The 11,180-nt window shown below is 43.7% G+C and carries 14 protein-coding genes; 9 read left to right on the top strand and 5 right to left on the bottom strand.

Going from position 1 to position 11,180, the window contains the following annotated elements; genetic code table 11:
- Positions 1 to 311: 311 nt before the first annotated feature.
- The 3 genes from QUB14_RS27310 to QUB14_RS27300 form a co-directional block, all read right to left on the bottom strand.
- Positions 312 to 500, bottom strand: coding sequence for a Uma2 family endonuclease (locus QUB14_RS27310; protein WP_333221177.1), 189 nt, complete (start codon positions 498 to 500; stop codon positions 312 to 314).
- 12 nt (positions 501 to 512) lie between these two features.
- Positions 513 to 668, bottom strand: a complete 156-nt coding sequence (locus QUB14_RS27305; protein ID WP_333221158.1) for a hypothetical protein — start codon at positions 666 to 668, stop codon at positions 513 to 515.
- 309 nt (positions 669 to 977) lie between these two features.
- Positions 978 to 2,009, bottom strand: coding sequence for a hypothetical protein (locus tag QUB14_RS27300; RefSeq protein WP_333221160.1), 1,032 nt, complete (start codon positions 2,007 to 2,009; stop codon positions 978 to 980).
- A 103-nt stretch (positions 2,010 to 2,112) separates the two neighbouring features.
- Here QUB14_RS27300 and QUB14_RS27295 point away from each other — a divergent pair, with 103 nt between their 5' ends.
- The 7 genes from QUB14_RS27295 (at position 2,113) to QUB14_RS27265 (ending at position 7,829) form a co-directional block, all read left to right on the top strand.
- Complete coding sequence (locus QUB14_RS27295; protein ID WP_333221162.1) at positions 2,113 to 3,048, top strand: metallophosphoesterase; 936 nt, start codon at positions 2,113 to 2,115, stop codon at positions 3,046 to 3,048.
- A gap of 134 nt (positions 3,049 to 3,182) precedes the next feature.
- Positions 3,183 to 4,088, top strand: a complete 906-nt coding sequence (locus tag QUB14_RS27290) for a DNA adenine methylase (RefSeq protein ID WP_333221164.1) — start codon at positions 3,183 to 3,185, stop codon at positions 4,086 to 4,088.
- 2 nt (positions 4,089 to 4,090) lie between these two features.
- Positions 4,091 to 5,380, top strand: a complete 1,290-nt coding sequence (locus tag QUB14_RS27285; RefSeq protein ID WP_333221165.1) for a type II restriction enzyme — start codon at positions 4,091 to 4,093, stop codon at positions 5,378 to 5,380.
- Between the two features lie 387 nt (positions 5,381 to 5,767).
- On the top strand, positions 5,768 to 5,971 hold the full coding sequence (locus tag QUB14_RS27280; RefSeq protein WP_190657763.1) for a DUF751 family protein: 204 nt from the start codon (positions 5,768 to 5,770) through the stop codon (positions 5,969 to 5,971).
- Positions 5,972 to 6,312: 341 nt separating this feature from the next.
- Positions 6,313 to 6,705, top strand: coding sequence for a PadR family transcriptional regulator (locus QUB14_RS27275; protein ID WP_190657761.1), 393 nt, complete (start codon positions 6,313 to 6,315; stop codon positions 6,703 to 6,705).
- Between the two features lie 319 nt (positions 6,706 to 7,024).
- Positions 7,025 to 7,558: a cofactor assembly of complex C subunit B gene (locus QUB14_RS27270; RefSeq protein WP_190657759.1), complete on the top strand. Its 534-nt coding sequence runs from the start codon at positions 7,025 to 7,027 to the stop codon at positions 7,556 to 7,558.
- A 91-nt stretch (positions 7,559 to 7,649) separates the two neighbouring features.
- On the top strand, positions 7,650 to 7,829 hold the full coding sequence (locus QUB14_RS27265; protein ID WP_333221169.1) for a hypothetical protein: 180 nt from the start codon (positions 7,650 to 7,652) through the stop codon (positions 7,827 to 7,829).
- Between the two features lie 70 nt (positions 7,830 to 7,899).
- On the opposite strand, the gene QUB14_RS27260 is transcribed toward QUB14_RS27265, so the two are convergent.
- On the bottom strand, positions 7,900 to 8,223 hold the full coding sequence (locus tag QUB14_RS27260) for a DUF3155 domain-containing protein (RefSeq protein WP_006635576.1): 324 nt from the start codon (positions 8,221 to 8,223) through the stop codon (positions 7,900 to 7,902).
- Between the two features lie 106 nt (positions 8,224 to 8,329).
- Complete coding sequence (locus QUB14_RS27255) at positions 8,330 to 8,497, bottom strand: hypothetical protein (RefSeq protein WP_333221171.1); 168 nt, start codon at positions 8,495 to 8,497, stop codon at positions 8,330 to 8,332.
- 121 nt (positions 8,498 to 8,618) lie between these two features.
- Between QUB14_RS27255 and QUB14_RS27250 the strand changes: the two genes are divergently transcribed.
- On the top strand, positions 8,619 to 10,004 hold the full coding sequence (locus tag QUB14_RS27250) for a GAF domain-containing sensor histidine kinase (RefSeq protein WP_333221173.1): 1,386 nt from the start codon (positions 8,619 to 8,621) through the stop codon (positions 10,002 to 10,004).
- A 28-nt stretch (positions 10,005 to 10,032) separates the two neighbouring features.
- A complete protein-coding gene (locus tag QUB14_RS27245) occupies positions 10,033 to 10,725 on the top strand; it encodes a hypothetical protein (RefSeq protein ID WP_333221175.1) in 693 nt (230 codons plus the stop codon).
- Positions 10,726 to 11,180 lie beyond the last annotated feature (455 nt).

Here is an 11,180-nt window from a genome sequence, read left to right as displayed (position 1 = left end):
TCGCTTTTATCAACAAGGTATGCGGGCTGCAACGCTGATGCGGTCTATCTCCTAGGCCTCTTTGTCACCCCCCCAGCCTTGTGAGTCTTCAAAAACTCACCCGTTTCAGGAACTCTAAACCTCAATTCTCCTGAAATTATATGCAATTCCCGTCCCAGCACTTCACTGAACAACCACAGCGTATCGAAAGCGATATTGTTGGCTGCAATCGGCTCGTACTGATTGTTTATCAAACCTACTTCCTGTAAAATCGGATTCAGATAATCGGCCGACGGATTGTACTGAAAATATTCCCTAACTCCCAAAGACCCCTAAATTTCCGGTTTACTTTCTTGGTCTTTCGTCTGAGTTGTTGCCGAAGTAATTTCTAACACAAAATCTGGAGGAAGTCCGCCTTCTTCCCAAACTTTATAAGTATCCCTTTTGTGGTTGGCAAATCCAAACACCACATAAATATCCGGAGGAACAACCGCTTGGTTGTTCTCTTGTTCATAATAAATGAAAGAATTAGCTCACCGGTAAAAATTAGAACGTTCTTGAAAGTAAAGCTTGACAGCTTCTACACTGTAAGTCATGTAATCGCGCGTGAGGCCGCTTTCAGCCCTCGGGTTTCCGTCGCTGCTGGGATATTCAATTTCTACTTGTTCGACTTGAGTTAAAATTGTCATTTTTCAATTTTCCTCAAAGTTAATTAATTTAATGTAGGGTAAATAAGCGTTCTAAGGTTTCTAGTGAGAACTTCATTCCTAGTAGTTTTATGAGGACTGAAGTCCTCACTACAAACCTATTTAATTGTGGTCTTGACCGCTGACATCATATGATTTAATGCTAGCCTTCTGTCGGATCTGGGAAAAGTTCGATATTTCTCAAACAAATCAACAGCCGTAAGGTACGCAGGGAACACGCTACATAATTAGGTTCTGCGTCCTGGACTGTAAGGCTGGTAAGATGGTGTACAGATACAGACTCTTTAAATTCTAATTAATCCCTCTATCTAAAATAATCATTTCCGAACCAACAACCGGACTTCTAGCTATTAACTTGCCTTGCATATTCGCAATTTCTAACTTGCTGAAATCGAGTGAGTTAGCCTCCTTCCACATCTTCGTTGCTAGTTGATTTTGCTCGACTTCGCTGAGTTTGTACCAATCTTCAGCGACTTTTACCGTCAAAATGCTGCTCGAAAAATTAGCTTGAACAGACTCAACTAAACTGCCGCCCAGTCGATTCTTAATGTCAGTAACTTGATTTTGAATCCCAGCAATCAGAGACTGTTCGGGCGTCAGCGGTGGCGGTGGGATAATTTCTACTGGTTGCGGTTTTTCCGGAGCCACTAAATCGGGCAATTTGCTTTTGAATTTAGCAGAGATTGGCTTAGACGGTGCGATCGCCTCTGGGGATTTCGGCGTTCCCGGCCCCACAAAATCGTCAAAGGTTGGCGCCGATTGCTGCGCTGCTGGGAGAGGCACTTTTGCTAGTTTCTCCGGCGGTTTTGGCGAGAAACTATTGAAAGTTAAACCGACTACAACGATCAGAATTGCTGCTATGGCGGCGTTTAAAATTGGATCGGAGAGCTTCTGGTTCGTAGATGGTGGCAGTAGCGATCGCACTAGCCGCACAATACTTTGCCAAAGTACACCGACGTTCTCTAAAAAGCTCCCTTCCCTGCGTTGGGATACAGGCTTTTTATCAAATTTTACAGCAACTTTTGGTGGCACGCTGTTAACTTCCGCAGCAACAGCGGGAGGAGTTACTGTTGCTGAGTCAGAAGCGGTGGGCGTGATCGGCTTTTCTTGCTGCAAGGGGGGTTCGGCTGGTAATTTTTTGCCTTTTTTTCCCAAATTCCCAATCGATGCCATCAAAGCTTTGATTGTCTGACTTTTGGGAACCGCGCTGCTGGCATTTTGAGTTTTGCTGCCAGTGGGGGCAGACTTTGCAGCCGAATCAACCTGCGGTGTCGGAGATTGAGATGGTTCGGGAGTTGACTGGTTTAGTTGTTCTTCTGACATTTTCTCTGCCTTGGGGCGTTGCAAATATATCTAAAAGCGATAAATTTTTAGTTGAGCCATCTCAACCTTAATTTATCATTTCATTAGTTGTAACTGAATCAAAATGAGCATCAAACGCCGTCACTTTCTAATTTTAGGCAGTCTCAGCAGCTTAGGTTTGGCCGGAGTCTGGAAAATGTTTCAGCTTCGGACTGCCTGGGGTACAGACGCCAAGGCTGCTGTGCCTTCTAACGTTGAGGCAGAAAGGGCGAGCGTCCCATTGCCGGCCTCACCGCCTATTTTACGCTTTATTTCGGTGGCCGACACCGGTACCGGCGCTGAAGGTCAGTATGCTGTGGCTGAGGCGATGGCGCAATATCACCGGGAAAACCCTTTTAATGTTGCTGTTCTCGCCGGCGACAATATCTACAATAACGGCGAATTTGAAAAAATTAATGCTGTTTTCGAGAAGCCTTATGGGCCGTTATTGCAGCAAAACGTAAAATTTTATGCTTGTCTGGGAAATCACGACATCCGCACTGGTAACGGCGACCAGCAAGTTAAATATGCTGGTTTTAATATGCAAGGTCGCTACTATACTTTTCGCCGCGATCCGGTACAGTTTTTTGCTTTAGATACCAATCACAATGCTGACTGGGAAAATCAGCTTGCTTGGCTGGAAAAAGAGTTGAGTCAGAGCACGGCACCTTGGAAAGTTGTGTTCGGTCACCACCCGATTTATTCCTCTGGCGTCTACGGATCGAATCAATCTTTTATTAAGAGTTTGGCGCCTTTGTTTCAAAAGTACGGCGTGCAGCTTTATATCAACGGACACGAACACAGTTACGAACGCACTCGCTCGATTAACGGTACGACTTATTTAATTTGCGGTGCCGGCGCGGGCACTCGTCCCGTGGGGCGTTCTGAGTGGACGGAGTATTCTGCTAGCCGCCTGAGTTTTGCGACGTTTGATGTCTATGATGACCGGATGTTTGTCAGTTCTATCGGTACTGACAAACGGGTTTTCGACCGAGGGGTGATTCAAGTGCGATCGGCTTAATTCAGATTGTTTTCCCAGACATATCAGATGAATAGATTTATGTCAAGGTGCTTTTGTCGATCTATTTAACTGCGACTTACACCTTGAATCCATATCACCCTTTACTCTTGACTTGAACTAAAATTCAACTTACAATGTATTGTTCTTTGATAGGTAGCGTTAGAGGTATCTCAGTGAAAAGCAATCCGTTAGTAAGACCTTTCTTGAAGTGGGCAGGAGGTAAAAGGCAGTTATTGCCAGAAATTCGTAAGTATGTTCCCAAGCTGACAAGTAAACAGACATATTATGAACCTTTCATAGGTGGAGGTGCACTCTTGTTTGAGTTACAACACCCAAAAGCTGTTATCAATGATAGCAACAGAGAACTGATTAACTGCTATAAAGTAATTAGAGACTCATTAGATGAGCTAATCGAGGAATTAAGCAAGGATAAATATACCAATAGCGAAATGTATTATTATGGCATGAGAGACTTAGATCGTTCAACGAAAGAATATGCAAATTTGTCGGAAGTGGAAAAAGCAGCACGAATCATTTATCTAAATAAAACCTGCTATAATGGCTTGTTTAGGGTAAATTCTCAAGGTCAGTTTAATGTTCCGTTTGGTAGGTATAAAAACCCAAATATTTTAGATAACGCTGTTTTAAGGGCTGTGAATAAATACTTGAAGAGGGACACTATAGAACTGTTAACTCAGGATTTTGCAAAAGCTGTTCAAAGCGCCAAGAGAGGAGATTTTGTTTATTTCGATCCTCCTTACGATCCAGTTTCGGAAACAGCTTCTTTTACGGGTTATGATGTGAATGGCTTTAATAGAGACGAACAAGAACGACTAAAAGAAGAGTTTGACGCTTTACATAAAAGAGGTTGCAAGGTAATGCTGAGTAATTCTTGTACGGATTTTATTCGGGATTTGTACAAGGATGATCAGTATACAATCATAAAAGTTAGGGCAACGAGAAGTATCAACTCAAATGCCTTGAAAAGAGGTATGGTTGATGAAGTATTAGTTTTGAATTATGAAATTCAGGATAAATAAATATGAGTAGAAGCCAGAAAACTGCCAATGACAAAGCTTGGGAAATATTATTTGAAAGGCATAAGATATTAGAAGAAGTAGAGAAAAATGGTTGTTTTGAAATAGAAGCCGCTCAAATTAATAAGCAAAGAGAAAGCAGGCTGATGGCAAAGTTCGATCACCGGGTTAATTTGCCAGATATCTTTCGAGACAATCATCTATCCATATTGCCAATTTCTCGTTCTAAATACGTTATTGGGAAGTTTGATGCACACTTGAAAGTTGAATATGATAGTGAAACAGAATTGACGCATTTTGAATTTCCAGCAGAGATAGAGAGTATAGATTACAAAAATTTATATTCGGAGAGTTCGGCATTGCACTGTGCATTTAATATCGGTATTATAGATGATTTAGTGGGTGAAAAAACCGCTTATACTGTTTCTGGGAGAATGTCTACAGAGTCTTTTGATTTTAATATTATAAATTCCCTCGCCAACGAAACATATTCAATCAAAGTTGAAAATTCTCAGTGTGAAATAGATGCAGGATTTGAAAGTGAAAATTATTTTGTATTGATAGAATCTAAAAAAGATTTGATTGAGGATTTTTTGATTCGACAACTTTACTATCCTTACAGATTGTGGTCAAAAAGAATAACTAAAAAAGTGATTCCCGTATTGATGACATACTATAACGACATTTTTAGCTTTTTTATTTATGAATTTAGCAATGATAAAGATTATAACTCTCTCCAACTGATAACGCAAAAAAATTATACGATCGCTCCCGAAGAAATACAACGGAGTGATGTCGATCGCGTCTTCAATAATATTAAAGTAATTGAAGAGCAAAAGGTTCCATTGCCACAAGCTAATAAATTTGAGAGGATAGTATATTTATTATCCTTGTTATTAGAAAGAGATTTAACCACAGATGATATTACTGAAAACTATAAATTTGACCGCAGGCAAACTGACTATTATACTAATGCTGGTCTGTATATTGGACTGATAGAAAAAGATAAAAGTTCTCTAAAAAAACCAATCTTTCGCTTAACAAGTGAAGGAAGGTCAATTTTACATAAAAGACCTAAATTTAAATATCTAGATTTGATTAATAAAATTTTAGAGAAAAAAGTTTTTTATTTAGTATTTGAATTAACCCTTAAACAGGGAGAAATTCCGCCAGAAGATGCAATCTGTAAAATAATTTCAGAAAATCGTCCCGATATTAATGATACAACTATAAAAAGGCGTAAGTCTACTGTCCAAGGCTGGATTTCTTGGATATTGTCCCAAATCAAAGACTAAAATTCGCATAGTGTGATTCTCTGGGTTTTTAATATCTTCAACCTAGTTTTGCCTCCGGGCCATTGCAGAAAGGGACGCGGCAACACTTGAAAAGGTGCGGAAGCAGACATTTATCTAGAAATAACGGCACTACAATATTTATCACAACTAGAACTCAATACAAATACTTCAGAAGTTGTCACCGGACTTAGCATTCCGGCATTAAACAGACAGTGCCGGAGCGATCGGCGAAAAGTTTTCGTTAGAATTATATATGTCAGCCTCGGCGGCAAAAATGCCCGATCGCCCGATCGGCAGATTTAGCTTCGGCTGTGCCAAAATTGTCTAACTCGCTCACAAGTGTTACCAGTCAAAGATGTTGCTGTGACACTTTACCCCACCAAGCTCATGCAAGATTTTATTAATAACGTCTCTCGCTACCCGCGCTTTTTCATCACGATATGTCTGGGAATTTTCTTTTTCCTGTTCGAGCGACTCAAACCCCTGCTCGATCGACCGGCAACTGCGATCGCCCTGATTAGTTCGATTGTAGCGACTTTTGTCTTTTTAACTTTTACACTGCGCGCCATGTTAGGCCTGAGTTCGGTTTGAAGCCAAGCTAAAGCGCAAACATCAACGGCAAATTCAGTTAAAACACTAACTTCCAAAGTAACTGCCAACTCTTGCAGGCGATCGCACACTTGACAAGAGTCACTGCGATAGATTGGAAGAGGAAAAAATTGCGCTAGTTACGGCAGTGCTCCTCAACAAAGGGGCAGGCAAACATTACCGAAGTGCAGGACAAGCCTTTGGGGCCATCAACATTCACTGGGGAAATACTGCACCTCTGTTTCCCCGATGTCCACTTAATCCTTAGGAAGCGGCATCTCCCGCCCCGCTTTCCTCTCCCGTTAACCTGACGGTATCACGAGAGTTTCCAGCGGACAAGACAGATGAAGTTTGAACATATCTATCAATTTTTTCAAGACCCCCCTCCTGTTTATCTAAACAAGGAATTAGCTGTGTGCTACATTCTCTCCGTGTTATTGCGCGGAGATTCCTACGGTACAGAACTGATTGGCCAACTAGAGAGGGAATTCCCCATCTACCGACTTTCTGATACCGTTCTCTACAGCGCTCTGAAATTCCTCGAAGATGAAGGCGTAATCACGGGTTACTGGAAAAAAGTAGAAGGACGCGGCCGCCCCCGCCGGATGTATCAAATCCTCCCTGAGTGGCGGCACCAAGCTCAAGACCTAGCTCGTCTCTGGCATGAGTACATCGGTCAGGGAAACGGCGCGTCAGATCGTCGTTCCCGCGCCTTAGAAACTGGTCAGACGGGTTAACCGAGTTTGAATCGGATGCCTAAACCCAAGAGAAGCTGGCGCTACTTGCAAAGCGATTTGCCCGATTGCCTTCGCTTTGCTCGATCGCCCGCCGCACAGCGATTAAAGCCGTTACACTACGTCAGGACTTACGCATTGTCACTTGAGAATTAGCGACGATGGGGAGATATGGGAATTGGGTGATGGAGAGCAAAACCCCTTGCTACAAAGCTTTCTGCGAATTTTGATAACAAAGTGTGTGCGTAAGTCCTCGATCGCTTTCGTATGTCAAGTTCTGTAAAGTAATAGTAGAGAATTTCAATTACACAAACTTCTACCGATGGATACTGCTGTTCTTCCTTCAACATTTGTGCTAACGCTACTGCTGGCTGTTGGCTTGTTTTTCTTCATCAAGGCTTCAGTCAAAGATCGAATCGAACAAGTCAAGCTGGCTTCCGAGAGCGCCCAAGAGTTACTGTTAGCCGACTTACAACAGTATTTTGCCGATAGAGCTTACCGAGTTGCAGCCGTCGATGCCCCCAACTATAAAGTCACGTTTGAGGGTTTTGTGCGGCCGAGTTGGTTTCTAGCTATTTTTCTAACTCTGCTGAGTGCAGGCGGGACTCTGTGCTTGGGGCTGGTTTTGGGAATGCTAGTTCCCCAACAGGGTCAAATTTTCCTAGCTTTGGTACTGCTGTCCCCGCTGGCGGGGGTATTTTACTGGAAAAAAGCTGGACGCTCTGAGCAAGTCTCCCTCAAACTCGAATCAGTTGCTGAGTCTGGAAGCCAAACCAAGAGCTTTGTTACTGTCAGAGCTCACCGCGATGAACTAGCAGCCATGCAAAAAGCTTTAGATTTGAAACCGCTCGATTAAAAGTTTGACGCAGAACGTTTTTTGATATGCTAGATGCCGTAGTTAGACTTCGAGCTGACAAACCGATGACTCAACAAGAGCGGCTCTCTCGTTGGCTGTTTTTTTGATCCACTTGTTCGATCGACCAAACAGTAAAAAAAACCATTATCGTGAAAGTGCCAATTGTGGCGATCGCCCTTGGGCTGCGATCGAGCCTTTTGCGATGGCTCCTTATACCCTAATTCCTAAGGACTTTTCGCATAAATTTCAGTTGGCACTCTCCAGACAATGAGAACTCTCGCGCTTTTGTTAAAAAACTTAGAAAAACATTGCTGTCAATGTTTTGAGCTAAACATTTTGAGCTATGCGCGGCTGGCTGACACCACAGGAATTTTTTCTGTGGTAGCTTCCAACATCACCTTTAAGCTGGGAAACAAGAAATGGTTCTCTTCTACGTATTGGGCTCCAAATAAACCTTTTTCAGCCCAGAAGTATCTGTCAGTGGTATGCTCGTTACGCTTGACTAACAGCAAAGCTGGGGGAGCAATGCCTTCTGCATGGATGAACTTGCGAGCCGCTGTTACGGGTTTATCTTCGCCGCTCTCGATGCTATATTGAGGCACACACTCTAAAATTCTGCGTCCTTCTTGTCGGCGGCGACTCTTGCGTTTGCGTCTCCTGGCCAATTTCTTTACCTCCTCTGTGAGCAGACAGTATGAGCAGACAGGTTGTAATGATAGCTACCAAATCCGAGGCCAGTATATCCGTTCTAGCTCAAAAATTCAACTGTTTTTAATATATCGACATAATCTTAACATTCCTGCCGATCGACAAAAGTGTAGCGGTTGTGGTATGGTGGGCCGCAACTTCCGGCAAGAGCCAAGCTTGGGGATCGGTGGAAACTACGCGGACCCGGATGCGGGGCAATTTGGGTTCATGAAAGCCCCATGCCTTCAACATAGCTGGCTTCTATCAAAGGGAAAAAACCTGAAATCTCGAAGTCTCTCATCAGTAATCGGTAGCCGAGCATTTGTAATTTACTTAGAATTCCGTTAGATATCTTAATGTGGCGCTCATGTTAATGCCAGCCAGTTCCGAATTTGTCAAACTTTGCCGCTCGCAGGTGGCCATCGCCGTTAGTTTGGGAGCGAAATTCAGCGCGGTATACCTGACACAAGAGTTGGTAGAAGGCAGCGAAGCAAAGTTGGTGCCGATCGCGGTTTACCCAGAAACCTCAGCCGAATCGGAAGAAAATCAGGGGTTGAGGTTGCAATCTTCCGAAAGCTCGACAGTCAAACCGGTACCGCGACTGCTGGCGCCGCCTCTTGTGGCAGAAGAATCAACGGTAGAGGCGATCGCACCCGAGCGACTTCCGGGTGAGGAGCGCAGTTCCCATCAGTGTCAAGGCCCGGAGAATGTGTGGCAGCAGCGCAGGCAAATTGTGACGCCTCTGATACACGAGGGAGCTGTAATGGGACTTCTAGTCAGCGGTCGGCAAGACAGGCCTTGGAACGAGCGAGAGGAGGCTCAGATACAACAAATTGCTCGCACCTTAGCCCTAGCCTGCATTTTAGACCAGCGATCGCAGTGGATGCAGCAGGAATTGGGTACGAGTCGGCAAATCCAGGCTCAGGTTTACGACACGATGCACAATTTGCTGCACCAGTTCAAAAGTCCGCTGACAGCGTTGCGAACTTTTGGCAAGCTGTTAACGCGGCGGCTGGTACCGGAAGACAAAAACCGCAATGTGGCTTTTAGTATTGTCCGAGAGAGCGATCGCCTGCAAGAGTTGCTCGGCCAGTTCGATCGAACCGTTGACACCGGCGAAGCACATCTAAAACTGCGATCGGGTACTTCAGAAAAAGCAATCTCCAATGTGGAATCAATCCGCCATTCTCCTCTCTCGCTGTCACCTGCTGCCAATTTGCAGGAATCCTGTTTTGTGGCAGAAGTCTTAAAACCGCTGTTAATTTCCGCCGAAGCGATGGCATCTGAAAGGAATCTGAAATTGGTAGCCGACATTCCGGCGGATTTGCCACCAGTCTGGGCGAACGATCGAGCTTTGCGCGAGGTTTTGAGCAATTTAATTGACAATGCTTTGAAATATACCCCTGGCGGCCGCCAAATTTATATTAAAGTAAGGTACAAAGCAGCGGATGGCGATCGGGCCGGATACAGCCAACTGCCTGCCATAGCAGTTGCAGTCAGCGACACTGGTTCCGGCATTCCCCCCCAGGATTTAGAGCATTTATTTGAGCGGCACTACCGGGGAGAAAAAGCGCAGACCGAAATTCCTGGCACAGGATTGGGTTTGGCGATCGCCCGGGATTTAGTCCGCCAAATGCAAGGAGAAATAGAAGTATTTTCCCCAGTCAATCCTGAATGGCTGCCCTCAGCAGAAACTAATTTATTATACCCAACGGAGCGTGGCACTACATTTGTGGTTTGGCTACCCGTGAATAAGTAACGCTCCCTATTAATTAGAGAGATTTTTTATGAAGCATCTGCATTTATTCGATCAAATTCCCAACTTTTCACATTCTTTAGAAGTTTTCAAAAAACACTTTTTTCGTGTACAGTTTTTAGCTGCTTTTAACATTCTGACTGTTCTGATTTTGGGCGGGCTGAGCGTATACGCAAAACTCAACAATCAGGGAGACGGAGTTGAACGCCTGTTTAGCGATCCTTTTAATTTCTGGTTCCCTTACGAAGGCATTCTAACCGGAGTTTCCGAAGTCCTCTGGTGTACCCCAGTCGCAATTTGTGCATTTACTTTCGGAGTGCTGCGCCAGAAAAATCCGCGCAGTCGAGCGGCAATCTTCTTATTTTTTAGTGCTTTACTACTCGGAGTCTTTTTCCTGGATGACAGGTTTCGGATGACTTTGATTATTTCTCGGTTGGGAATATCTAAGAAATTAATTTATTTGTGTTATGGTAGTGCTGTTTTCCTTTACGGAGTTAAGTTTGGGCGATACATGAAAACCACTCCTTACCTGCCATTAGTTGCAGCATTTCTCTTGTTTGCTATCTCCAGGTTTGAGGATATGTTAAACTTGCAAAGTCAAGGAGTACACGCGATGTTAGAAGATGGCACTAAATTATTAGCTCTTCTGAATTTAGCCCTGTATTTTTGGCACGTATGTCATCAGGAAGTTGGGCGGCATTTGCAGCAAAGCAAAGATCGTTGAGCAGATGGTATTACAAAAAAAGGCGTTGCTGAATTAGGGTATCACTAAGCAACGCCGGCGATCGCATACGATGCAAATAATTTCTTTGATTTTGATATGGCATCGGAAGATGAGCAAACTTTAGATAGTGAATTAATAGTCGAAGGGAATGTCTGAGCAACTTGTTGCGTGATGTAGAATAACAAAAAGTTTTTCCTGTCAAACGAGCTATCAGGATGTGTTAATCTTGTATTTACGCGCTCAACAATTCACCAGCGTTCTAATTGATGTATCACCGGGTTCATAGGCTTTAACTATTTTTTTACGAAACTCGATCGAATAAAGTGTTATTTGAGCCGCTTATCTACTGAATGCAGTGTACTACACATACATGGAATTTGCCTGGGGGGGTGACGACCCGCCCCAAACCCATATTTAGTAAGGATTGAGCCAACTTGTGGTAAAAAAAGATAGGC

This window comes from Microcoleus sp. B3-D2, assembly GCF_036705345.1.
Classification (GTDB): domain Bacteria; phylum Cyanobacteriota; class Cyanobacteriia; order Cyanobacteriales; family Microcoleaceae; genus Microcoleus.
Note: the sequence above shows the minus strand (reverse complement) of the source record. Positions and strands in the feature narration are given on the sequence as shown.

What these genes read in the sequence shown, in the direction of transcription:
- QUB14_RS27305 (WP_333221158.1), bottom strand. Translation starts at nt 668, where the DNA reads ATGACAATTTTAACTCAAGTCGAACAAGTAGAAATTGAATATCCCAGC.
- QUB14_RS27300 (WP_333221160.1), bottom strand. Translation starts at nt 2,009, where the DNA reads ATGTCAGAAGAACAACTAAACCAGTCAACTCCCGAACCATCTCAATCT.
- QUB14_RS27295 (WP_333221162.1), top strand. Translation starts at nt 2,113, where the DNA reads ATGAGCATCAAACGCCGTCACTTTCTAATTTTAGGCAGTCTCAGCAGC.
- QUB14_RS27290 (WP_333221164.1), top strand. Translation starts at nt 3,183, where the DNA reads ATGTATTGTTCTTTGATAGGTAGCGTTAGAGGTATCTCAGTGAAAAGC.
- QUB14_RS27285 (WP_333221165.1), top strand. Translation starts at nt 4,091, where the DNA reads ATGAGTAGAAGCCAGAAAACTGCCAATGACAAAGCTTGGGAAATATTA.
- QUB14_RS27280 (WP_190657763.1), top strand. Translation starts at nt 5,768, where the DNA reads ATGCAAGATTTTATTAATAACGTCTCTCGCTACCCGCGCTTTTTCATC.
- QUB14_RS27275 (WP_190657761.1), top strand. Translation starts at nt 6,313, where the DNA reads ATGAAGTTTGAACATATCTATCAATTTTTTCAAGACCCCCCTCCTGTT.
- QUB14_RS27270 (WP_190657759.1), top strand. Translation starts at nt 7,025, where the DNA reads ATGGATACTGCTGTTCTTCCTTCAACATTTGTGCTAACGCTACTGCTG.
- QUB14_RS27255 (WP_333221171.1), bottom strand. Translation starts at nt 8,497, where the DNA reads ATGTTGAAGGCATGGGGCTTTCATGAACCCAAATTGCCCCGCATCCGG.
- QUB14_RS27250 (WP_333221173.1), top strand. Translation starts at nt 8,619, where the DNA reads ATGCCAGCCAGTTCCGAATTTGTCAAACTTTGCCGCTCGCAGGTGGCC.
- QUB14_RS27245 (WP_333221175.1), top strand. Translation starts at nt 10,033, where the DNA reads ATGAAGCATCTGCATTTATTCGATCAAATTCCCAACTTTTCACATTCT.